Raw genomic sequence first — 21,458 nt, forward strand, 5'->3', positions numbered from 1 at the left:
ATCTATGAAAACGAAGAGATTCTTTACCGCGGCAATTTCAATTGCCCTAATTTTGACGGCCGCTTCGGTCAGCTCGTTTGCAGTCACAACCTCTAAGAGCAAAGGCTTGAAAGCCGCTTCGGCGAAAACAAAACCGCGTGTCGTCATTATACGAGCCGACTGGTGTGGCGCTTGCCAAAAGCTCGAACCGACCATGATGGGTCTCATGGAAGAGTACGGCGGAAAGCTTGACTTTGTAATGCTCGACGTCACTAACGACGAAACTACGGCTCAGGCGGCTGCAAAGGCAAGATCACTCGGCCTCAGCGCATTCTTCGAGGCCAATAAGAAGATGACTTCGACCGTTGCCATCTTCAAAGGCAAGAAGTCCGTGTTCAAAACCGCTAAGAACTTCAACAAGGCTGATTACGTGGCCGCCTTCGAAAAGGCGATCAAATAACCAGAACTGACTTTGCCGGAATGAAGTTCATTTCGGTGATAGCGGGGAGAGTGCCGGGCTTTTCAGCCGGAAGGGGTATGCGCGGCCTGACACTCTCCTCGCGCTAATTATTATGGAAAACCTAGCCAGCAATCTTCAGACATATCTCGCCGGCAACTCTTTGCTTGCTTTACCTGCGGCATTTGTCGCCGGTCTGCTGATCAGCTTTACGCCGTGCGTTTATCCGATCATTCCGATACAGCTCGGTTTTATCGGTGGTCAAACCGCAAATGCCAATTCAGAAGACAAGGCAAGGTTCAGCCTTCGCGGATTCAAGCTTTCAGTTCTGTTCGTTATCGGAATGGCAGCGGTGTACGCGGCACTTGGGGCGTTCGCGGCGTTGACAGGAACACTGTTCGGCTCATGGACATCAAGTCCGTGGACATACATCGTCGTCGGCAACGTCATTTTGATTCTTGCCCTCTCGATGTTCGATGTTTTTCAGATCCAAGCCCCGCAGTTTTTGATGAAACTAAATCCGAAAACGAAAGGCAATGGCTATGTGTCCGCCGTTCTCGTCGGAGCGGTTTCAGGGTTAGTGGTCGGACCATGCACAGCACCGGCTTTGGGGGCGACGCTCGCTTACGTGGGCACGCAGGGCAATGTAGTTTTCGGCACCGTCGTGCTATTCGTATTTGCGATCGGCATGGGAACGCTGATGATAGTTTTAGGAACATTCAGCGGAGCGATGTCGTTGTTGCCGCGTTCAGGCGGTTGGATGGTAAAGGTCAAGACGGCCTTTGGGGTCGTTATGTTGATTCTTGCTCAATACCTGTTCGTTCAGGCGGGCATGAGGTTTATTTGAGGTATTTATGAAAATCGAAACCGCTCTTGGTAAGTTCTTTGTCATCTAGCTCCTATAGTGGATGCAGATCTAAAGATCGTGACCATGCGGCGTCGCTCGGGCGTCTCAACGTAGGCTGAGATGCAAAACTCGTATAGATACGGAGGAATTATGAAGGTAAAACTGTTGTCGGGAAGTATTGGGGGAGTCGTTGCCGGAATGCTTTTCGGCATGATGATGCAGATGATGAATGCGCCGACGCCTGATGGAAAAGAAATGCCAATGATGGCGATGGTCGCGATGGTCGTTGGGTCGTCGAGTATTGTCGCCGGTTGGATTTACCATCTTTTTAACAGCATGGTCATCGGTGCGATCTTCGGTGTGGTGCTCGGCAATCGTGTGGCATCCTTCGTCAGTGGCGTCGGACTAGGAGCTCTCTACGGAATGGTTTGGTGGATACTCGGAGCGTTGATACTTATGCCGGTTCTTCTCGGAATGAGTCCGTTTGCCCCATTGATGATGCCGCCTATGCGAATGGTCGCAATGGGAAGCTTGATGGGACACTTGATCTTCGGCTCAGTGTTAGGAGGTGTGTTCAGCATTCTAAGGTCGCGTGTACATTCCTATTGTGAGTTACCCGGCGAGCAGTGAGAAGAATTTGAGGTAAATTATGAAATGTATATCTTGTAGCCCCTGTATTTTTAGTAAAATTGCGCTGCTAATCGGACTTGTCGTCGCCTATTTTGGAGGATGCACTATTGCCAGCCAGAAAACTTCGAGCCCGCCTTCGGTTGGTCAGCAGCAGACAGAAATCAAACGCGGAACCGCTATCGGTGATATCGCTCCCGATTTCGATCTGGCAAAATTTGATGGCGGGAACATCTCACTCAAGGAACTTGAAGGCAGTCCCGCAGTCCTCGTGTTTTGGACCGCGTGGTGCCCCGTCTGTAAAGAGGAAGCCCCACATGTCAACAAACTCGCCGCCGAGTTCGAAGCCAAAGGAGTAAAGGTTGTCGGCATCAACATCGGCGAAAGCGATGCCCGCGTTGCCGAAGGCATAAAGGATTTTGGCATAGAATACACAGTCGCCATAGACAAAGACACTTCAGTGGCGAAGAGCTACAAAGTTGTCGGAACGCCAACCGTTGTGTTCCTGGACAAAAAAGGTTCGGTTCAATATTTCGGAAACGAGGTTCCGAAAGATTACCCCGATCGTCTAAACAAGATAATCGGAAGCTAACACCGCACAATGGTTCTCATCCGTAAACCCGCCCCGTCACCTTGCCGTAACAAAGAGCATCTTTTGCGTTTCGTGAAAGATGCTCCCTTCATTTGAAACCTGTAAACGGTGAATTTTTTTACTTGACTCTGGACTTAACTCAAGGGTGTAGAATCAGAAAGTATGGGAAATTCATCTCTGCAAATCGGCGAAATTGCGGCCCGTTCAGGTGTCAGCGTTGATACTGTTCGTTACTACGAACGGTTGAAATTAGTGCCTCCCGCTCCGCGCTCAAGCTCCGGCTATCGCATTTTTTCGACGAAAGCCATCGAACAAATAAGGTTCATCAAGCAGGCTCAGGAGCTTGGGTTTTCGCTTGATGAGATAAAGGGACTTTTAACGACCGGAGGCGCGAAAGAATGCCGACAGGTAAGAGATCTTCTCCGTCGTAAACTTTGCGAAATGGACGAACAGATCAAAAAGCTGAAAGCGTTCCGAAAAATCTTGGCGGGCCATTTATACGATTGTGATGATGAATTCGAAAGGAAAGGACAGGACGCACAATGTCCGGTTCTTTTTGAGATCGAGAAATAAGCTATATGAGGACAAACATTATGTACAAAGAATCAGGTGAAAAAGTATTCTTGGGAGGCGCGGTCGTCGCGGCGGTGGCTGCAAGCCTCTGCTGTATTTTGCCGGTTGTGGCGATCGCATTCGGTCTTGGCGCGTTCGGCATCGCGTCGGTTTTTGAGTCGCTTCGGCCATACATGTTGGTTGTGGTTACTGCGGCATTGGCCTTTAGTTTTTACCGAATATATTTTCGCCGCGAAGAGTGCGGTGAAGGCCAGGCTTGCTCAACGAAACCGATGGGCCGTTTCAATCAAATCGCATTGTGGGTCGCAACCGTCGCTGTCGTCGGCATCGCCGCTTTTCCATATTATTCGGGGGCGATCATTTCAGCTTTGGATCGACAACAACCGCAGGTCGCGGAACCAAATCAAATGGTAATCGCCGGCGAGAACAAAACCTACAATCTCGATACTCAAAACAGCGAGGAAACTGCCTTTAGCGAGAGCGAAGTGCAAACCCTAAAGACGTTAGTCATCGCGGTCGAAGGAATGACCTGTGAGGGCTGCGCGTCGCACATCAATATCGCTCTTAAAAGAATCAAAGGCGTGATCTCCGCCGAGGCAAATTACCGCGAGAAGAATGTCAAAGTTGTCTATAACCCGAAGCTGGTCGTAGTCGAACGCATAAAACAGGGAATACGCGACGCAGGTTATAACCCGCAGTAAAGGAAGAAAGGCTGAATTATTATGGAAAACATTGAGAACAACATCATATTTGAATCAGAAATAACCTGCCCGGAATGCGGCCATAAACGGATCGAGACGATGCCGACGGATTCGTGTCAGTTCTTTTATGAATGTAATGAGTGCAAAACGGTTTTGCGACCAAAAGCGGGTGATTGCTGCGTTTATTGCAGCTATGGTTCTGCGAAATGCCCGTCGATACAGTTGAAAAGCGACGCGAACCAGAAAGCAGAAGGCTGTTGTTAGAAAGGCTTACAAAATAGCTATGTTAGGCAATGACCATCCAGATTGACGGTGGGTTCGGGAGGCCCTCGGTATCCAGTTTCCACTTTTTGGTCCGGTATTCTTATGTTCCGCCAAACGGCAGCTCCATATGCGTATGCGGATCGATCCCGCCCGGGATCACCAGCCTCCCCGACGCGTCCAGCACAACATCCGCCTCCATATCCAGCCGCTTGCCAATAGTCATCACCGTCTCGCCGTCAATAAAAATATCCGCCCGATAGTCGTCCACCGCAGTAACCACTCGCCCGTTTTTTATCAGTGTTTTCATCGTCTTAATACCTTTCTTTTAGCGTGAGTGGAATGTCGTTGTCCTAGTCTATCGTTGAGTGAAGCGTGGTTGCAACCGCCTACGATTTCTTTCAAATTTATCTTCTATTAATCTAATTTGTCGTAAACTCAGTCCATGAGAGTTCTTCTCGTCGAGGATGACATTCGGATCGCGGCTTTTGTGGTGAAAGGTCTTCGCGAAAATTCGTATGCGGTCGATATTGCATCAGACGGGGACGAAGCGACTTACATGGCTTCAATAAATAGCTACGACCTTTTTATCCTCGACATCAATTTGCCTAAGAAGGATGGTTTCGATGTTTGTCGCGAGCTTCGCGAAAATGGTAGTAAACAACCAGTTCTTATGCTTACTGCTCGCGATGCTATTGACGACAGAATTTCGGGCCTTGATATTGGTGCGGACGATTATCTGACAAAGCCTTTTGAGTTTCGCGAGCTTCTTGCACGGTTGCGCGCGTTGCTGCGGCGACAAAATGAGATACGCTCGCCACAAATTGTTATCGCTGATCTCCAAATCGACACGATGTCCCGAACGGTTCAAAGAGCCGGAAAACAGATCGAGCTAACGACGAAAGAATATTCACTCATCGAGTTTCTGGCGATCAACAAAGGTAAAGTAGTTGGACGCGAAGAAATTTCAGAGCATGTTTGGGACGATTCATTCGATCCGTTTTCCAATCTCATTGAGGTCTATATTAAACGCCTCAGAACCAAACTTGACGAAGGTTATGATGTTCAGCTTATTCAAACCCGTCGCGGCTCAGGTTACATTTTGAACGATGATTAGCTCAATCCGCGTAAAACTCACGCTTTTTTATATCTGCGTTTTGGCGTTTATCGTTGGCGCTTTCGCATTGATTACTTATTCGTCGTTTGTAAGTGTCTTGCGTCAGGAAACGGATGAGAATCTGACGGAGATGGCCCAAACTCTCTCTGCGTCGATCAAGGCAGAACAAAACGACGGCGAAACTCTACGAAAACCCGATGAAATTGTCATAGAATCTCTTGGCGAGTTTCGGTTTCGCGATTACCAATTTGCAGTCTTTACAAACGACGACAGATTTATCGCGTCCACAACGGAAAACAAACTTCCGTCCGATTTATCGTCAATAGACAAGGAGAAGTTCGGCGATGTTTCTATCAAAGGCACACTGTTCCGAACTTATGTTTTGCCGTTTCATGTTGAAAATCACAACTACAAACTCTACGTCTTTCACTCACTCGAAGATGAGATAGCCCTCGATGCTCGAATCCGCCGAACATTTTATTTGATCGCTCCATTGCTTTTGCTGTTCGCTGGCCTCGGCGGTTATTTTCTGGTGGGCGAAAGTTTGAGACCGATTGCCGCAATCGGTGACCGGGCTAAACAAATCTCTGCCGCAAATCTGCACGAGCGTCTTCCAATTGCCAATGCCAAAGACGAGATCGGCAACCTCGCCATAGTCTTTAACGAATTGTTAGATCGTTTAGACGTTGAGTTTGATCGTCAACGGCGATTTATGGCCGACGCGTCACACGAACTGCGAACGCCGCTCGCGATCATTCGTGGAGAATCTGAAGTTGCATTGTCAAAAGACAGCCGCAGCTCAACCGATTATCAGGAATCTCTTCAAGTCGTGAACGATGAGAGCAAGCGTCTCTCAAAGATCGTCGAAGACCTTTTCACGCTTGCCAGAGCCGATTCAGGACAACTAAAGGCAAATCTCGACAATTTATACCTTGACGAACTTGTTTCCGACTGCGTTCGCCTGATCCGAACCCTCGCCGATAAGAGAAATTCGACCATCGAGTTTGAGGGCAAAGAAACACAGATCAAAGGCGACGAGGCTCTTTTGCGCCGTTTGTTCCTCAATCTCTTGGACAATGCTGTGAAATACAACCATGACGGCGGTTCGATCAAGATCAATGTCGCAGCAAACAGAGTAACCATTTCCAACACCGGCGACGAGATTCCCGAGGATCAGCAAAAATCAATTTTCGATCGCTTCTACCGTGTTGAAAAATCCCGAACACAACTGAACGACACAATGATGAGCGGTGCGGGCCTCGGCCTGTCGATCGCGAAACATATCACCGAACTTCACAACGCAGAGCTTAAATATTCCCGTTCTGACAACGGCGAAAACATTTTCTTAATCACTTTTCCTCGGTAACATTTAGCGATATTCTAATAATTCCAAGATATGAAAGAGCAAAACATTAGAGAAATTGCAGTTCGTTTTCTGAAAAAAGAATGGACGGACGTTACTGATCTTGAAAAGCGTATAGTGCAGAAAGTAGCCGAGAGGAGTCTGGTTGCAAAAGGTCCCATTGATACAACCTTAGATGATCGAACATTTGGCCAAAGGCTTGCCGACAGGGTTGCGTCGTTTGGTGGTTCGTGGACGTTTATTATTATTTTCGGTTGTCTTCTTCTTTTTTGGGCCTCTATGAATACGTTCGTGTTGGCTCATTATGGTGACGATTTCGATCCGTACCCGTATATTTTGCTCAACCTGTTTCTTTCTATGCTGGCATCTATTCAGGCACCGATAATTATGATGTCGCAAAATCGTCAAGCCGCTAAAGATCGACTTGATGCCACGCACGATTACGAGGTCAATCTCAAATCTGAGATCGAAATCATCAGCTTGCATGAAAAACTTGACGATCTCCGTGAGCAGAAGTGGCTTGATCTGGTCGCGATGCAGCAACGACAGATTGAACTTTTAGAAAAGCTATTGAGTGAGAAAGCAGATTGAACTATGCGGTCGGATAATCTTGTAATCCATGCGCCCTGCGTTTTGTTGATCGCGCTTTTATGGGGTTTCTGCTCTCCGAAATGTTTTGGCCAACAAACCCCAACTCCTTCACCAGCACCATCGCCCACGCCAAAAAAAGAGAGTGAAGCGAAAAAGCTTGAGAAAGACTTTGAGGAGATACTTCGGATCAAGCACCGTCGTCCTTCTGTTTCAAATCCGGCAGATTTTAATACACCCGGAGTTTTACAGGTGGAATACGGTTATGGCGGATATTTTCGCGGCAATGGTTTTCGGTCGCAACAGGCAGGCACACTTACCATATCCTATGCTGCAACTGAAAGGATCGGATTTGAATTCGACTTTGACACAGTTTCATCACAACGCGACCTTCAGTTATTTCGCACTACCGGCGTAGGCGATTCCCGCCTCGGTGTTCAGCTTGACATTGCAGATGAAACAAATAGATTGCCTTCATTTGCCGTTTCATATTTTGCAAAACTGCCTACCGCGAGTGTCAGAAAGGATCTTGGCACAGGCAGGGTCGATCATGCTTTCTCTCTGCTTTTCAGTAAGAAGGTCGGAAAACTCGATGTTGATTTCAATTCCGGTCTGCTCATTATCGGAAAGCAAGGTGAGAAAGGAAGCGTCACCGGCGGGCAAGTCGCGTTCGGCGTTTCGCGTGACTTGACCGAGAAAGTAAATTTCCAAGCCGAGATCTTTGGTGAAACAAAGGATGCTGACGAACCGCAAGGCTTCTTTTCAGGCGGTATATTTACTTACCAGCTAAGCAAAAAAGCCAGTTTTAATGCCGGACTTAAATTTGGGTTGACGCCAGCCTCACCGCGATTCGGGCTTACTTTTGGCATCGCTTATCAGATATCGAATCGTAAGCTTCCCGTCAATGTCACAGGTCTAAAATAGAGTTTTCAGTTAAGAGCCGGCGTTTGAATTCGGCCGGCGGGATGTTCCCCAACGATCTGTGGGGACGTTCTTCGTTATAGCTGAGCATCCAGGCCCAGCTCAGGTCTCGCACCTGCGAGAGATTTGAGAAGATGTGCGGATCGAGCACCTCTTCTCGATAGCTGCGGTTGAACCTCTCGATGTAAGCATTCTGGTTCGGCTTTCCAGGCTCGATGTAATTGATCTTCACTTCATTTTCACTGCACCAGTCGGCAAAGACATGAGCGGTCATTTCGGGTCCGTTATCGACTCTGATCGCAGATGGCAGCCCTCGATCTGATTTGAGCTGCTCCAGTACCCGCACCAACCGGACTGCAGTGATCGACGTATCGACAACAATGTCTAGGGCCTCGCGAACGCCCTCGTCGATGATATTCAGGACACGGAATCGTGTGCCCGAATACAGCGTATCGCTCACAAAATCGAACGACCAACTGCTGTTGATCTGGGCGGGAACGTCCAGCGATGCCGGGTTCCGCTCGGGCAGCCTTCGCTTTGTCCGCCTTTTCAGGTTGAGCTTCATCGCCTTATATATCCGCCAAACTCGCTTGTGGTTCCATTTGTGGCCCAGATTCCGCAGCCGGTAGAAACACATCCAAAAGCCCCAACGGCTGTGCTTCGCGATCAGGTCATTAAGGGCCGCGATCACCGGAGCATCCCTTTTATCCACTTCTTTTTTCCTGTCTCCGCGGTACCACGCCCGTCGCGAAAGTCCTGCCGCCAGACACGCCCGAGCTACCGACAGCAGCCAGATCTTTGTCAAAAACTCCACCGCCCATCGCCGCATATCCGGCGTTAGAGCTTTCCCAGCAGATCCTTTATCGCCATGTTCTCCAGCGCCAGGTTTGCGTACATCTTCTTCAAACGGCTGTTCTCCTCTTCAAGCTCCTTCATCCGCTTCAGATCCGACGCCTCCAGCCCGCCGTACTTCGACTTCCATTGATAGTACGTCGCATTACTGATCCCGTGCTCCCGGCAGATCTCCGCCACCGCTCGACCAGCTTCTCCTTCCTTCAAGATCGCTACCACTTGCGTCTCACTAAATCTGCTCCTCTTCATCTGTTCTCCTCCATCTCCTATGATGTCAGAAAACTCTACTTTTCAACTGTGCACTTTTAAGGGAAGCTTACGGAATCCTTTCAAAAAATAGTTAGAATATATTCTGCGTTAATCTTCTGTTTATTTTCATTTGGTTATTCTGTTCGTGAACTCGCGACAATGGCGAGTAATTTACGAAGGAGATAATTAAATGAACACTCGATCAATTACAACATTCGCACTCTTTTCTTTTCTGATACTCGGTGTTTTCGCGGCTTCATCCGTTTCTGCCCAAGAGAACGAACGCGGCGAAAAGAACGAACGCGGCGAACGTGAAAGCAAGGCAAGCACCAAACTTGCCAAGAAAGCAAAGATCACACTTGAACAGGCCCGCGAGATCGCCATGCGCGAGGACAGCGGAACCGTGGAGAGCGGGCATCTCGAAAAGGAAAAGGGCAGGCTCATTTATTCCTTTGACATCCGCAATGCCAAAGGAACGATCACCGAGGTTTGGGTCGATGCCAAATCCGGAAAGGTCGTTCACAAATCAGAGGAAAATGCCGAAGCCGAAGCAAAAGAAAAAGCTGCGGACATGAAGAAGAAAGGCAAGAACTAACAACACGGACAACCTGCAACAACACGGAAGGCGACTGACAAGAGTTGCTCGCCTTCTTTTACAAAAATGTGAGATTTGACGTACGAACAAATCTTTTCGAGGGTATATGAATACGGAAACAAAAGAATTCTTAAGTAAAGTCCCGGCTGTTACATTTGGGTTTTGGGTAATTAAGATCTTCGCCACAACGCTCGGCGAGACGGGCGGTAACGCCGTTTCTCGTACCTTAGGTCTGGGCTACTTTGTCGGAACGCTTATCTTCTTAGTGCCGCTGCTGCTAATCGTCGCGGCTCAGATCAGGGCAAAAGGCTTTCATCCTTTTCTGTATTGGGGAACGATAGCTCTGACAACGCTTATTGGAACAACGCTCGCCGATTTCTTTACACGGTCTATCGGTATCGGGTACGCAGGCGGTTCGTTGGTGCTATTTGCTTTCGTACTTATCACACTTGGTCTCTGGTATTGGTTGCTCGGATCGATCGACATCAAAACAGTAGTTGAGCCGAAAGCTGAACTATTTTACTGGTCAACAATATTGTTCTCACAAACCCTCGGTACGGCCTTAGGTGACTGGCTTGCCGACGGTGCACTCGGATTTAATGGAAGCGCTCTGTTGATTGCCGGAGTGTTAGGCGGGCTTGCTATACTTTACTACTTTACCAAGGTGTCGCATGTCCTGTTGTTTTGGGCGGCTTTTATTCTTACACGTCCGCTTGGTGCCACACTTGCAAATTCGCTTGACAAGCCTGTTGAGCAGGGCGGGCTCGACATAAATGACATTACGATCACCATAGTTCTCGCCGTTGTGATGCTATTTCTACTTGTGATCATTCCGCAGCGATCCGGCGACCATTGAACGACCGCTATCTGGAGGAAAAAATGAATAGAGAAACCAAAGAACTCATCAGCAAAGTTCCGCACGTGACCTTGCTATTTTGGATCATAAAGATATTCGCCACGACACTCGGCGAAACTGGTGGCGATGCACTTTCGATGTCGCTCGATCTTGGCTATCTGCTAAGCACGGGAATTTTCGCATTGATCTTTATCGCGGCTGTTGCGGTTCAGATAAAGGCGACGAAGTTTCATCCTTATCTTTATTGGCTGACAATCGTTGCGACAACAACGGTCGGCACGACAATGGCCGATTACGCAACACGCGATATGGGCATTGGCTACACAGGAGGTTCGGCTATATTGCTCGTCTGCGTAGTTGCATCGCTATTTATCTGGCGTTTGGTGACGGGAACTGTCTCCGTCGAAAGCGTCAGTACGCCAAAGGTCGAGATATTTTATTGGGTGACGATCATGTTTTCGCAAACATTAGGAACTGCGCTTGGCGACTGGTTCGCCGACAGCCTCGATCTCGGCTATCTCGCCGCCGCCGCAGTTTTTGGAGCCGCTTTGCTCATCACATATTTGCTCTACCGCTTTACAAACGTATCGCGTGTCCTACTTTTCTGGATAGCTTTCATTCTAACGAGACCACTCGGCGCCGTCGTCGGCGACTTCCTAGACAAACCCCTCGACCACGGCGGATTAAACCTAAGCCGCTTCACAGCATCGGCCGTTCTGCTCACCCTGATCGTCGCTTTTATCTACATATTTCCACAGAAACCTGCGGAGAAGGCACATTGAGGACAATGGCTCTTTATTGACACAACCTACCGTGTGTGTTAACTTTCCGTTGTTCACCTAATCAATTGAACCTAATTTCCGACGGCCGCTTTTTAGCTTTTTTGTTGTCCGAAAAGACGCAAAAGGAGTGTATAAAAGTCATGGCTGAGACTGGTCACATCAAAAATATTGAGATTTTCGAGGTTATGATCTCGGCTTGTAACGGGTATGGTTCGGCTTATAATCCGAACAACTCGGCGCTCAATATTTCGGCTTTGCAGACGGCTCTGGCGGCGGGAAATGCGGGGATTGATGGTGTGACGACGGGTTTGATCCCGTGGAAAGTTAAGGTCAATGTTCGTGAGAACGAGTACGCGGGCGTTGGCAAGCTTTCGACGAAGATGGCGGCCAGTTTTGCGGCTTCGCCGGGCAGCTATACTAACTATCCTAACGCAGCAATGGGCGTTAGGCTGAAGATGCGCGCGTGGCGGGCAGCGGCCCCCAGATCACCCCGGCGGAGCGCTTCTCTAACGTCGTCCAGCTTATAGGCCTCTTCTAGACTTAGATACGGCGACCATTCATCATCGGTCTCACTAAGCTCTACCTCTACCTCAGCGGCATACTCGCCCTCGTGTATCAGTTTTGTACGAATTACTTTTTTCATTGCTTCCTCCTCAGAAGATCATTTTCCCATAAATTGGGGTCGGGGCGATAGGCGGTTATCAGCACGGTGGGTTTGGGAGGCCCTCGGTATCCAGTTTCCACTTTTTGGTCCGGTATTCTTATGTTCCGCCAAACGGCAGCTCCATATGCGTATGCGGATCGATCCCGCCGGGAATTACAAGCTTTCCACTCGCATCGATGACAACCTCGGCTTCAATCTCAAGCGATTTCCCGATCGTCGCCACTGCCTCGCCGTCAATAAAAATATCCGCCCGATAGTCGTCCACCGCAGTAACCACTCGCCCGTTTTTGATAAGAACTTTCACTTATATTCTATGGATTTAGCTAATACGAACCTCGAACTGCGACATTCGAGACACGACCTGCGAGTGTCGAGACACGACCTGCGGGAACCGAACCGCGACCTGCGGATTCCTATTTTCCGGCTTTGACGATACTAAGACGGGTCACCTGACGAACCCAGCGGGCGGCGCGTTTGTCAGAATCGTTGACTATCTGAAAACTGCGAGCGTTTTCTGGCAATTCCTTGCCGTCGCGTTTGTCGGCGAGAACAACGAGTTTGTCCGTGAACCCCGCATCAAGCTCTGCAAGGGCGTAAACGGCTTTGTAACCGTCGGCAGCCTCAACGAGCAGATATTCATTCATCCTCTTGCCGCGAAGATTTTCGCCGAACTCGACACCGCCGAGCTTCAGCACGTCGGATAAAAGTACCCCTTCAAAGCTCGCGTCCTTTCCGTGGTCAGAAGCCTTTATCGTTACGCGTTTTAGTTTCGCAAACTCGACCTTGCCAACCGTTGTCTGCTTGCCAAGGTTATCGACCACAACATTCTGCGCCGATGCGACAACGACCGGCATCATTATGGCCAAACCTATCACACCAATCTTTAAAAATCTTTTCATACGGATCACCTACTTCTCCTTATACCCAATAGCAAATGTCTAACAAAGAGCCAAGCCCGCGTCCAGGGCTTTGATCAGTTCGTCCACTGTGTCTTTGGACGAATTTAGCATGAGACCGGTGCGGATGACGTTGCCGTAGAGGCCGCCTTTGCCGATGAGGACGCCCTGGCGTTTGGTTTCTTCGAAGACGCGAAGGACGAGGTCGGGGGCAGGTTCCTTTGTTTGGCGGTCCTTGACGAGCTCGATGCCCTGCATCAGGCCCATGCCGCGAACGTCGCCGATACAGGCATATTTTTCCTGTAATTTGAGCAGCTCATTATGAAAATAATCGCCGACGACGCGGGCATTTGTGCGGAGGTCGTCTTGCTCGATGACGTTTATTACCGCGAGTGCGACCGCGGACGAGACAGGATTGCCGCCGAATGTCGAGAACGTCAGTCCCGGGAACGCGTCGGCGACTTCCGGCGTCGCGATCGTCCAACCTATCGGCACGCCGTTGCCCATGCCTTTTGCAGATGTCATTATGTCAGGCTCGACGCCCCAATGTTCGATGCCAAACCATTTATCGCCCGTGCGTCCCCAAGCGGCTTGTACTTCGTCGGAGATGAACAATCCGCCGTGGCGTCGAACGATCTCGGCGACGCGCGGGAAATATTCCTTTGGCGGAATGATAAAACCGCCCACGCCGAGAATCGTCTCCGCGATCATCCCGGCGATCTTGCCTGTGGTGGTCGTTTTGATGAGTTCCTCGACGTCATCTGCACAAGCAACGCCGCATGAAGGGTATTCCAGCTTGAACGGACAGCGATAACAGTAGGGCGCATGAGCATGAACAACACCTGCGACTTGCGACGCGATCGGCTTCCAGCTCGAATGCCCGATCGTCGATAAAGCGGTCGCCGATCGTCCTGCGTACGAATGTCGCAAAGCGATAACCTCGTTGTTGCCGGTCGCGATCTTCGCGGCAAGCACGGCGGTATCGTCGGCCTCGGTGCCGCTGTTGGTGAAGAACGATTTCTTCAAATTCCCCGGCGTGATCTCGGCAAGTTTTTCAGCCAGATCGCCCTGCGGCCCGTTCGCATAGAGCGTGGACATATGTGCGATCTTGTCCACCTGATCCTTCCACGCCGCGTTTACGCGCGGATTCGCATGCCCGACGCTGACGGTCAGCACGCCGCCGAAAGCATCGAGATACTCGTTGCCCTGATCATCCCAAACCCGTTCGCCCTCTCCACGAACGAGGGCGATCGGGTCCTGATAATAGGTCGCGACCGCGGGGAAAAGAAATTCCTTGTGCTTTCTGACTGCATCAGAAACTGTCGATCTTTTTTCGGGTTGTGTCATAGGTTGAAATCGCAAGAGAATGCCTAGTTTCCGCATATATTACGACAGTTTGGCTAAAAATGTGCACTTGTTTGCACTATTCATCAATTGACCAAATGCCGAAATTGAAATAATCTTTTGCTATTCCAAGAATACATCGAAGGAGATACCTAATGTCCGCATCCCGTTTACTCAGGTTTTTCTGTATTTCATTGGCAATTATCGCCGGCCTCTCGGCTGTGTCAAAAGCTCAGGATGCAGCTGCATTGTATTCAGACCTCAAGGCCTTTCAGCTGAATCTTTCCAAGGGCGATGTGTCAAATTACAAACTGACGCGCGACCGTGCAGAGATCACTCTTTCGGGCGCCATCCATCTTTCTAGGTCGGCTGATGGACGCGTGACCGGGGCGGTTTTCAACGGCACGGGCAATTTTAAACTGGAGGTTCCGCCAATCGATTTCGAGGCAGCGAATATAAAGCGCCTGTTGGGCGTTACCGATTTCATTGATTCGGATTTCAAAACGGCTGTATTTCGATTTACTGATGGAGCCTTTGAGGACCTGGTCGAACAAGCGGCTACGGGCTCGGCGACTGCGAACGCCCAGTCGATGGCGAACGAGATAAATGCACGAATTCTCAAGGAAACCGGTGCCAATCTCGCCGCCAGGCTTGCTCTATCTACCCTGAATAACGAAAATCCCGGGTTCTTCTTTGCACATTTCGACGGCGGGAAACGCGGACGTTTTAGTTACGTTCTCGACCCTCACAATCGTATCCCGACGCACAATTTCAACATTAACGCGGGCGAAGAAGGCCTCGTCTTCAAATACGACACTAGCTCCCGCGGCAACGACGTTTGGACTGCGTTTCATTCGATGGCTGACTATGAGCGCGGCAGTTCGGATTACGCCGACAAGAACGACATTGTGGATGTCACGCATTATGAAATGAACGTCGATCTGCGGCAGGTGCGCAACAAGATCGGCCTCGAAACCCGCGTGGATATGAAGGCCTTGAAAGACGGAGCACGTGCGATACCTTTTCAGATCGGCGAATCACTTGGCGAATGGGACGATATGCGTTTGAAAAAGCAGATGCGACTTAAGTCTGCGTCGATCGGCGCCACTCCGATCGATTTTGTTCAGGAAGACTGGGAAGGCGGACTCACGCTTTTTCTGAAAGAACCGACGCAGGCCGGTGTGAATCTCTCTGTTGACCTCGCCTTCGAGGGCGATTTTATGACGCAGCCGAGCATGCTGCCGGATTGCAGCTATCCCCGCGATAACGCAGCCTGGTATCCGCGGCACGGGTATCTGGACCGCGCAACATACAATTTCACCTACACCCACGGCCGCAGATCAAAGGTCGCCAGCACCGGCAAGCGGACTTCCGAAGAGGCCGATCCCGCTAATAAGGACCATTTCATCACTAAGTACACTATGAACCAGCCCGTTGCGCTGGCGACGTTCGCCGTCGGACCATTTGAACGCCACAGCGATCAGATCAAGTGGGATAACGGCGACCCGCCAATACCATTGGAATTCAATTCTGTTTCGGGCGGCGTTATGGCCATCAAAGAAAGTTTCATTTTGGCCGAACTGAACAACTCGATCCGGTATTTTCAGGAGACTTTCGGAAATTATCCTTACGAGACCTACGGTGCGTTGGTGCACCCATACGGCTTTGGGCAGGGATTCGCAACTATGCTTGCCATACCGCCGACGGACCGCGCCAGCAAATACACCTACGAATTCATCGCCCACGAAACCGCTCATCAATGGTGGGGCAACATCGTCGCTTGGCGTTCGTATCGCGATCAATGGCTCAGTGAAGGTTTTGCTGAATATTCGGGCGTGCTCTATACGCAGGCACGTTCGGGCATTAAGGACGCAAACGACCTGCTCGACGACAAGCGCCGTTCGCTCCGTGAACCGCCGAGGACGCGAACCGGGATTGGCAGAGGTAAGCTAGTTGATGTAGGCCCGATGACGTTAGGGCATCGGCTCGAAACCCGACAAACCCGCGGGGCATACAGCACACTCGTTTACAATAAGGGTGCTCTGGTACTGCGAATGCTTCACTTCCTGCTGACCGATCCGCAAACAGGCGATGGAAAGGCGTTCTTCAATATGATGAAAGATTTCGTTGGCCGTTATCGTAACAAAGCCGCAACGACCGATGATTTCCGAATGGTCGCCGGTGAGCATTTCGCACGTTCACCTATCGGCCGCCGCTACAATGCCGGCAACCTGGATTGGTTTTTCAGACAGTGGGTCGAGGAAACCTATTTGCCTTCTTACCGCCTCGAATATCAGATAAACCCAAATCCCGAAGGCGGAGTTATTGTCGCCGGCACGGTGCATCAGGAAAATGTGGGCGAAAAATGGTTCATGCCGCTGCCGATAATCTTCAAATTCGGCGGAAATCGCTCGGCTTCCGGCACCATCGCTGCATACGAGGCGAAGAATACGTTTTCTATCAAGCTGCCCGAAAAACCGCAGTCGATCGAATTCGACCCTGACCGCTGGGTGCTGTCAGAAAAGACAACCGCAAAATAACGGTCTGGCTTCTTAGTATAAGTTTCCTTCGCGCTTGCGCCCCGTGTGATCGACATAAACGACCTTCATTTCACTGTAAAATTCGAGCGAAGCGGAGCCTTGTTCTCGCGGGCCGATGCCGGTGGCTTTGATGCCGCCGAATGGAATATGAGCTTCGCCGCCAGTTGTCGGTGAATTGACGTGCGTCATTCCCGATTCGATCTCGTTGATGAACTGCGTGATCGTGTTGTAATCGTTCGAGAAGATCGACGACGACAGGCCGTATTCGCAGTCGTTCGCGACCGCAATCGCTTCCTCGAAACTGTCAACGCGCATTATCCCGAGCACAGGCCCGAATATCTCTTCGCGGGCGATCCGCATATCGGGCGTTACGTTGTCGAAAACGGTCGGTTCGACGAAATAGCCGTTCTCCAGCCCTTCGCCGTCAGCCTTGTTGCCGCCGCAAAGCAGCTTCGCGCCGTCCTCGCGGCCGATGTCGATGTATTTTAGAACGGTGTTGAACTGCGATTCATCGACCGAAGGCCCGATCTCGCTTGATTCGTCAACGCCAGGTCCAAGCCGATACGCCTTTGCACGCTCGACGATCTTTTCGACAAAAGGTTCGGCGATGCTGCCGACAACGATCGCACGCGACGTTGCCGTGCACCTCTGCCCCGTCGAACCGAAAGCTCCAGCCGCCGTGTGTTCGACCGCGAGGTCCAGGTCGCAGTCCGGCATTATGACAACAGGATTTTTGCCGCCCATTTCTGCCTGAAACGGAATGCCGCGTTTCGCGACCTCTTGATACATCTTAAAACCGATCTCGCTAGATCCCGTGAACGACACGGCACGCACCGCAGGGTGATTCACGATCTCGTCGCCGACCTCGCCACCCGAACCGATGACGAGATTCAGCACGCCTTTCGGTACACCGGCCTCAATAAAAAGCTCTACCAAACGAACTGCACTTGCAGGCGTATTCGAGGCAGGCTTGAAAACCACGGTATTACCCGCCGCCAGAGCGGGAGCGATCTTCCACGCGGGAATTGCGATGGGGAAATTCCAGGGTGTGATCAACCCGACGACGCCGTGCGGTTCTTTTATGGTGTAAGCATAGTTGTCGCGAAGTTCCGAAGGGATATACTCGCCGTTCATACGCCGCGTTTCGCCGGCACAGAATTCGACGACATTCGTCGCACGCTGGACCTCGCCGCGAGCTTCGCCGATGGTCTTTCCTTCTTCGCGAGTGAGCATCTGGGCAAGCTCTTCCTTGTGCTGCTCCATCAGACGAGCGGCAAGCGTGAGTATGCGTCCACGTGCCGGAGCAGGCGTATTCTTCCACTCCCTGAACGCCGCATATGCAGCCTCGATCGCTCGCCGGGCATCCTCGCGAGAACAAAGCTGTGCCTCGCCGATGATGTCACTTGTGTCCGCGGGGTTTATGTTCGGCAGCGTCTTTCCAGATGATGCATCGATCCATTCGCCGTTAATGAAACTCTTGTAGATCGTCATAAATACTTATTTCTTCGTTGGTTCGGCCGGTCCGGCGTCCGGGATCGTCAGTTTCCACTCGTTGCCAACCTTAACGAAATCCATAGTTTGCCAGTCGCCCTTCTCGGTCAGGTACTCGATCGTAGCCGTATTGCCGGTGATCTTCTCGTTTCGAACTTCGGCTCTGTCTGCCTGCGGTTTTGCTGCAAGCTCCTTGAGCATGTCGTCGAGCGATTTCCCGTCGATCTGGCCGAGTTCGGTAAGGAATTCCAAAATATCGGCATCCATTACTTTTTTCAGTCCCTCGATGTCGCCTTTCTTACGCACCATGTAGGCCGTTTTATAAGCGTCGGTCGGCGTTGCAAGTGACAACTCGCCCGCTTCCGCCTTTTTCTCTGCGTCCGGAGTTTTCGGCGGTACGGCCGCAGAGTTCGCCGCATTCGAGACATTAGTATTTGAGGTGTTTGTGTTCACTGAGGCTTGGCACGCCGCCGTAACCGAGATGAAAAACGCCAAAGCGGCGAAGGAAATGGTCTTGATAGATGTTTTCACAGATACTCCTTGGAGAAAGTTTTAGTTAGAATATTGCAGTTCAGCCCGATTCTATCGCGAAAGTAGATGTTCAACAACATACGCGAACTCCTCAATGCTCGGATCGCCGAATATGGCGACAAGCGATTTCTTCTCTCGGAATCGGATGGCCGCGTTTGGACCTACGAAGAGTTTGGGCAGGTTGTTCATCAAACCGCCGAAATGCTCCGCTCGCAGGGTATAGGCAAGGGCGACGTTGTCAGCCTGCTGATGCCGAATTCCGCCGAATACATTATCGCGTACTTTGCGTGCTGGCAGATCGGAGCCGTCGCAGGGCCGGTCAATTCCCTGCTCAAGAGCGAGGAGATCGACTGGGTCGTCGGGAATTCTGAGTCAAAGCTTCTTCTGTCAGAACCGCCTGCGTCATCCGGCGGCTTTGAGAACGGTCATGATGAAACGCGATTTGGCATCCCGTGCGTTAGATTAGATCTGACCTCTTTGCCGCCCGATGACGCAGGCGGCTCTGACATCGATATCGCACATGATGACGACGCGATCATCATCTATACATCAGGAACAACCGGAAAACCGAAAGGCTGCCTGCTCACGCACGGAAACGTCATCGCCAACGCCCGCCAGATCGTTGAATGGATGGGCTTTGGCGAGGGTGATCGGTTGCTGACCGTGATGCCGCTGTTCCATATGAACGCCGTTTCAGTTACGACGATGTCCGCACTCTACGCCGGCGGCTCGACGGTCGTTTCACCAAAATTCTCGGCATCAAGATTCTGGGATATCATCGAAAAATACCAGATAACCTCATTCGGTTCGGTCGCAACGATGTTGTCAATGTTGCTAAGTCGTCAGCAGTCAGCGGTCAGCGATCAGCAGAACGCCCCTCCACTCGTCCCTCGCCCCTCGTCCCTTCGATTCGCCATGTGCGGTTCTGCTCCGGTGCCGGCCGAGCTGCTAAGAAACTTCGAAGAAAAATTCGGCGTTCTTGTGATCGAAGGCTACGGCTTGAGCGAATCCACCTGCCGTTCAACGTTCAATCCGCCGAATGAGAATCGACGTCCCGGCTCGTGCGGATTGCCGATCGGGAATGAGATGCGTGTCGTTGACGAAGAAGATAAAGATGTTCCCGATGGCGAGCTTGGCGAGATAGTGCTCCGCGGTCCGAATATCTTCAAAGGTTATTTCAAGAACCCCGAAGCGTCCGCCGAAGCGTTTCGCGGCGGCTGGTTCCACACAGGCGACATTGGCTATCGCGACGCGGACGGTTTCTATTACATCGCTGACCGAAAATCTGACATGATCATCCGCGGCGGCGAGAACATTTACCCGCGAGAGATCGACGACGTTCTTTATCGCCATCCCGCGGTCCAACACGCGGCTGTTATCGGCGTCCCTGATCAGCTATACGGCGAAGAGGTCGCTGCTTTTGTTGTTCTGAAAACAGGAACAACTTCGACCGATGATGAGATCATCGCGTATTGCCGCGAACACCTCGCCGATTACAAATGCCCGAAAACCGTACATTTCGTCGATGACATACCAAAAGGCCCGACCGGAAAGCTGCTGAAACGCGAACTTGCGAAATTACTTAATGCGGGCTAGGTCCGCTTCTGCTGCAATATAGCCAAAACTCGCCCATTGGTTTCCGGCGACGATCTTTTGAAAAATTGTCCGGGCCTTTTCACGGTCGCCATTGTAAAGAAAGTAGTTACCTATGCCGTAACCGAGCGATGCGTGGCCGAGCGTAGCGGCGTCTCCCTGGATCTCGGAAAGCAATGCTTCCGGACGTATCTCGTCACGGTTGAGCTGGATCAGTTTCAGATAGTCAGTGTTCTCGATGACCTCGATGTCACCTGCGATCTGCCGCAGAAGCTTCTCCGCATCCTTGTGATTCCCCATTCGCCGCAGCGTCATATAGTGCCAATACGACGTCGCCACGCGCATATCGTTATTTTTCGAGACCTTTTGGCACTCTTTGTAGGACCGAAGGGCGTTCTTCCAGTCGCCCTTAACGTAATATGCGAGCCCGAGATGATACCAGATGTTCGACTGCAGCGTGCTGGTCGGGATATTGCGTGCATTCGGCAGCCCGTCGGGCTCTATTTGATCGGCCTTGCCCTTCACAAGTTTTGCAGCCGTTTCAAGGTCGCGGATCGCATCATCAAAACAGCGCAATGTGATCAGCCGGTGCCCGCGATGGCGATAGAACCGCGCGTCCTTAGGATGCTTTCCTATACCTTCGCTGAATACACGTATCGCACCCTTGTAATCGCCCAGATATGCAATTCGTCGGCCGAGCCAGATTATCGCATCGGCATCGTTCGGCGACCTCTCGTAAGCAGATCGAGCCTCAGCGAGATTCTGCTCGTGAGTCTTTCTTGCAGCCTCGGTCATCGCCGGCTGATCAGACCTTGCGTTGTCCGCACAGGTTTGTGCGTCCATAGATACTGCTAACATTCCAAAAATAATCGCAACAAATATCTTCATGCGGGCATTCTAACATGACAAAAGAACAAGTCTAGCCACTCCGCAATTCGATCCAGTTCCTCAATGAGACGAAGTGCGTCCGGACATAGCGGCAATTGCAAAGTGGATCGTACGGTATTGCTCCAAACTGCTTATTGCGTGAGAATCACAA

At 50.9% G+C, this 21,458-nt stretch carries 23 protein-coding genes and 1 pseudogene; 15 read left to right on the forward strand and 9 right to left on the reverse strand.

What is annotated here, in order from left to right:
- Nucleotides 1–4 precede the first annotated feature (4 nt).
- The 6 genes from IPM50_06325 (at nucleotide 5) to IPM50_06350 (ending at nucleotide 3,776) form a co-directional block, all read left to right on the forward strand.
- Nucleotides 5–439 carry a thioredoxin family protein gene (locus IPM50_06325; protein ID QQS34180.1) on the forward strand — a complete coding sequence of 145 codons (435 nt, stop codon included), beginning with the start codon at nucleotides 5–7 and terminating at the stop codon, nucleotides 437–439.
- A 112-nt stretch (nucleotides 440–551) separates the two neighbouring features.
- Complete coding sequence (locus IPM50_06330) at nucleotides 552–1,283, forward strand: sulfite exporter TauE/SafE family protein (GenBank protein QQS34181.1); 732 nt, start codon at nucleotides 552–554, stop codon at nucleotides 1,281–1,283.
- A gap of 150 nt (nucleotides 1,284–1,433) precedes the next feature.
- Nucleotides 1,434–1,913: a hypothetical protein gene (locus IPM50_06335; protein ID QQS34182.1), complete on the forward strand. Its 480-nt coding sequence runs from the start codon at nucleotides 1,434–1,436 to the stop codon at nucleotides 1,911–1,913.
- 19 nt (nucleotides 1,914–1,932) lie between these two features.
- Nucleotides 1,933–2,502, forward strand: coding sequence for a TlpA family protein disulfide reductase (locus IPM50_06340; GenBank protein QQS34183.1), 570 nt, complete (start codon nucleotides 1,933–1,935; stop codon nucleotides 2,500–2,502).
- 162 nt (nucleotides 2,503–2,664) lie between these two features.
- The gene (locus IPM50_06345) at nucleotides 2,665–3,075 is read left to right on the forward strand and encodes a heavy metal-responsive transcriptional regulator (GenBank protein QQS34184.1); all 411 of its coding nucleotides are present in this window, start codon (nucleotides 2,665–2,667) and stop codon (nucleotides 3,073–3,075) included.
- A gap of 20 nt (nucleotides 3,076–3,095) precedes the next feature.
- On the forward strand, nucleotides 3,096–3,776 hold the full coding sequence (locus IPM50_06350; protein QQS34185.1) for a cation transporter: 681 nt from the start codon (nucleotides 3,096–3,098) through the stop codon (nucleotides 3,774–3,776).
- A 364-nt stretch (nucleotides 3,777–4,140) separates the two neighbouring features.
- On the opposite strand, the gene IPM50_06355 is transcribed toward IPM50_06350, so the two are convergent.
- Entirely contained in the window at nucleotides 4,141–4,347 is a 207-nt protein-coding gene (locus IPM50_06355) for a hypothetical protein (GenBank protein ID QQS34186.1), read from the reverse strand.
- 135 nt (nucleotides 4,348–4,482) lie between these two features.
- On the opposite strand from IPM50_06355, the gene IPM50_06360 reads away from it, so the two are divergent.
- From IPM50_06360 to IPM50_06375, 4 genes are read left to right on the forward strand one after another with little or no spacing between them, the layout of a single operon-like run.
- The gene (locus IPM50_06360) at nucleotides 4,483–5,154 is read left to right on the forward strand and encodes a response regulator transcription factor (protein ID QQS34187.1); all 672 of its coding nucleotides are present in this window, start codon (nucleotides 4,483–4,485) and stop codon (nucleotides 5,152–5,154) included.
- A complete protein-coding gene (locus IPM50_06365; protein ID QQS34188.1) occupies nucleotides 5,147–6,520 on the forward strand; it encodes a HAMP domain-containing protein in 1,374 nt (457 codons plus the stop codon). Before IPM50_06360 ends, IPM50_06365 begins: the two co-directional genes overlap by 8 nt.
- 30 nt (nucleotides 6,521–6,550) lie before the next feature.
- Nucleotides 6,551–7,108, forward strand: a complete 558-nt coding sequence (locus IPM50_06370; GenBank protein QQS34189.1) for a DUF1003 domain-containing protein — start codon at nucleotides 6,551–6,553, stop codon at nucleotides 7,106–7,108.
- Between the two features lie 42 nt (nucleotides 7,109–7,150).
- Nucleotides 7,151–8,029, forward strand: coding sequence for a transporter (locus tag IPM50_06375; GenBank protein ID QQS34190.1), 879 nt, complete (start codon nucleotides 7,151–7,153; stop codon nucleotides 8,027–8,029).
- Here the strand turns inward: IPM50_06375 and IPM50_06380 are convergent.
- Nucleotides 8,013–9,127 (reverse strand): annotated as a pseudogene (locus IPM50_06380) (IS3 family transposase). The gene IPM50_06375 and the pseudogene IPM50_06380 sit on opposite strands and share 17 nt — an antisense overlap.
- 190 nt (nucleotides 9,128–9,317) lie before the next feature.
- Between IPM50_06380 and IPM50_06385 the strand changes: the two are divergent.
- The 3 genes from IPM50_06385 to IPM50_06395 all read left to right on the forward strand — a co-directional run bounded on the left by IPM50_06385 (nucleotide 9,318) and on the right by IPM50_06395 (nucleotide 11,360).
- Complete coding sequence (locus IPM50_06385) at nucleotides 9,318–9,722, forward strand: PepSY domain-containing protein (GenBank protein ID QQS34191.1); 405 nt, start codon at nucleotides 9,318–9,320, stop codon at nucleotides 9,720–9,722.
- Nucleotides 9,723–9,828: 106 nt separating this feature from the next.
- The gene (locus tag IPM50_06390; GenBank protein ID QQS34192.1) at nucleotides 9,829–10,578 is read left to right on the forward strand and encodes a hypothetical protein; all 750 of its coding nucleotides are present in this window, start codon (nucleotides 9,829–9,831) and stop codon (nucleotides 10,576–10,578) included.
- 23 nt (nucleotides 10,579–10,601) lie between these two features.
- Nucleotides 10,602–11,360, forward strand: a complete 759-nt coding sequence (locus IPM50_06395; GenBank protein ID QQS34193.1) for a hypothetical protein — start codon at nucleotides 10,602–10,604, stop codon at nucleotides 11,358–11,360.
- A 421-nt stretch (nucleotides 11,361–11,781) separates the two neighbouring features.
- Here the strand turns inward: IPM50_06395 and IPM50_06400 are convergent, their stop codons facing one another.
- The 4 genes from IPM50_06400 to IPM50_06415 form a co-directional block, all read right to left on the reverse strand.
- A complete protein-coding gene (locus IPM50_06400; GenBank protein QQS34194.1) occupies nucleotides 11,782–12,003 on the reverse strand; it encodes a hypothetical protein in 222 nt (73 codons plus the stop codon).
- Between the two features lie 118 nt (nucleotides 12,004–12,121).
- Nucleotides 12,122–12,328, reverse strand: coding sequence for a hypothetical protein (locus tag IPM50_06405; protein QQS34195.1), 207 nt, complete (start codon nucleotides 12,326–12,328; stop codon nucleotides 12,122–12,124).
- A gap of 109 nt (nucleotides 12,329–12,437) precedes the next feature.
- A complete protein-coding gene (locus IPM50_06410; protein QQS34196.1) occupies nucleotides 12,438–12,923 on the reverse strand; it encodes a molybdopterin-binding protein in 486 nt (161 codons plus the stop codon).
- 39 nt (nucleotides 12,924–12,962) lie between these two features.
- A complete protein-coding gene (locus IPM50_06415; protein QQS34197.1) occupies nucleotides 12,963–14,267 on the reverse strand; it encodes an aspartate aminotransferase family protein in 1,305 nt (434 codons plus the stop codon).
- Between the two features lie 152 nt (nucleotides 14,268–14,419).
- Here IPM50_06415 and IPM50_06420 point away from each other — a divergent pair, with 152 nt between their 5' ends.
- Complete coding sequence (locus IPM50_06420) at nucleotides 14,420–16,804, forward strand: hypothetical protein (GenBank protein QQS34198.1); 2,385 nt, start codon at nucleotides 14,420–14,422, stop codon at nucleotides 16,802–16,804.
- A 12-nt stretch (nucleotides 16,805–16,816) separates the two neighbouring features.
- On the opposite strand, the gene IPM50_06425 is transcribed toward IPM50_06420, so the two are convergent.
- Together IPM50_06425 and IPM50_06430 are read right to left on the reverse strand one after the other, a co-directional pair.
- Nucleotides 16,817–18,295, reverse strand: coding sequence for an aldehyde dehydrogenase family protein (locus IPM50_06425; protein QQS34199.1), 1,479 nt, complete (start codon nucleotides 18,293–18,295; stop codon nucleotides 16,817–16,819).
- Between the two features lie 6 nt (nucleotides 18,296–18,301).
- Nucleotides 18,302–18,826 carry a hypothetical protein gene (locus tag IPM50_06430; protein QQS34200.1) on the reverse strand — a complete coding sequence of 175 codons (525 nt, stop codon included), beginning with the start codon at nucleotides 18,824–18,826 and terminating at the stop codon, nucleotides 18,302–18,304.
- 66 nt (nucleotides 18,827–18,892) lie between these two features.
- Here IPM50_06430 and IPM50_06435 point away from each other — a divergent pair, with 66 nt between their 5' ends.
- Nucleotides 18,893–20,422 carry an AMP-binding protein gene (locus IPM50_06435; GenBank protein QQS34201.1) on the forward strand — a complete coding sequence of 510 codons (1,530 nt, stop codon included), beginning with the start codon at nucleotides 18,893–18,895 and terminating at the stop codon, nucleotides 20,420–20,422.
- Here IPM50_06435 and IPM50_06440 read toward each other — a convergent pair.
- Nucleotides 20,405–21,277, reverse strand: coding sequence for a tetratricopeptide repeat protein (locus IPM50_06440; GenBank protein QQS34202.1), 873 nt, complete (start codon nucleotides 21,275–21,277; stop codon nucleotides 20,405–20,407). The genes IPM50_06435 and IPM50_06440 overlap by 18 nt on opposite strands.
- Between the last annotated feature and the right edge of the window lie 181 nt (nucleotides 21,278–21,458).

It is taken from the genome of Acidobacteriota bacterium (assembly GCA_016700075.1).
In the GTDB taxonomy this organism is placed as follows: Bacteria; Acidobacteriota; Blastocatellia; order Pyrinomonadales; family Pyrinomonadaceae; genus OLB17.

Bases quoted from the DNA above. Each gene is read 5' to 3' on its own strand.
- IPM50_06325 (QQS34180.1), top strand. From the start codon at position 5: ATGAAAACGAAGAGATTCTTTACCGCGGCAATTTCAATTGCCCTAATT.
- IPM50_06330 (QQS34181.1), top strand. From the start codon at position 552: ATGGAAAACCTAGCCAGCAATCTTCAGACATATCTCGCCGGCAACTCT.
- IPM50_06335 (QQS34182.1), top strand. From the start codon at position 1,434: ATGAAGGTAAAACTGTTGTCGGGAAGTATTGGGGGAGTCGTTGCCGGA.
- IPM50_06340 (QQS34183.1), top strand. From the start codon at position 1,933: ATGAAATGTATATCTTGTAGCCCCTGTATTTTTAGTAAAATTGCGCTG.
- IPM50_06345 (QQS34184.1), top strand. From the start codon at position 2,665: ATGGGAAATTCATCTCTGCAAATCGGCGAAATTGCGGCCCGTTCAGGT.
- IPM50_06350 (QQS34185.1), top strand. From the start codon at position 3,096: ATGTACAAAGAATCAGGTGAAAAAGTATTCTTGGGAGGCGCGGTCGTC.
- IPM50_06355 (QQS34186.1), bottom strand. From the start codon at position 4,347: ATGAAAACACTGATAAAAAACGGGCGAGTGGTTACTGCGGTGGACGAC.
- IPM50_06360 (QQS34187.1), top strand. From the start codon at position 4,483: ATGAGAGTTCTTCTCGTCGAGGATGACATTCGGATCGCGGCTTTTGTG.
- IPM50_06365 (QQS34188.1), top strand. From the start codon at position 5,147: ATGATTAGCTCAATCCGCGTAAAACTCACGCTTTTTTATATCTGCGTT.
- IPM50_06370 (QQS34189.1), top strand. From the start codon at position 6,551: ATGAAAGAGCAAAACATTAGAGAAATTGCAGTTCGTTTTCTGAAAAAA.
- IPM50_06385 (QQS34191.1), top strand. From the start codon at position 9,318: ATGAACACTCGATCAATTACAACATTCGCACTCTTTTCTTTTCTGATA.
- IPM50_06390 (QQS34192.1), top strand. From the start codon at position 9,829: ATGAATACGGAAACAAAAGAATTCTTAAGTAAAGTCCCGGCTGTTACA.
- IPM50_06395 (QQS34193.1), top strand. From the start codon at position 10,602: ATGAATAGAGAAACCAAAGAACTCATCAGCAAAGTTCCGCACGTGACC.
- IPM50_06400 (QQS34194.1), bottom strand. From the start codon at position 12,003: ATGAAAAAAGTAATTCGTACAAAACTGATACACGAGGGCGAGTATGCC.
- IPM50_06410 (QQS34196.1), bottom strand. From the start codon at position 12,923: ATGAAAAGATTTTTAAAGATTGGTGTGATAGGTTTGGCCATAATGATG.
- IPM50_06415 (QQS34197.1), bottom strand. From the start codon at position 14,267: ATGACACAACCCGAAAAAAGATCGACAGTTTCTGATGCAGTCAGAAAG.
- IPM50_06420 (QQS34198.1), top strand. From the start codon at position 14,420: ATGTCCGCATCCCGTTTACTCAGGTTTTTCTGTATTTCATTGGCAATT.
- IPM50_06425 (QQS34199.1), bottom strand. From the start codon at position 18,295: ATGACGATCTACAAGAGTTTCATTAACGGCGAATGGATCGATGCATCA.
- IPM50_06435 (QQS34201.1), top strand. From the start codon at position 18,893: ATGTTCAACAACATACGCGAACTCCTCAATGCTCGGATCGCCGAATAT.
- IPM50_06440 (QQS34202.1), bottom strand. From the start codon at position 21,277: ATGTTAGCAGTATCTATGGACGCACAAACCTGTGCGGACAACGCAAGG.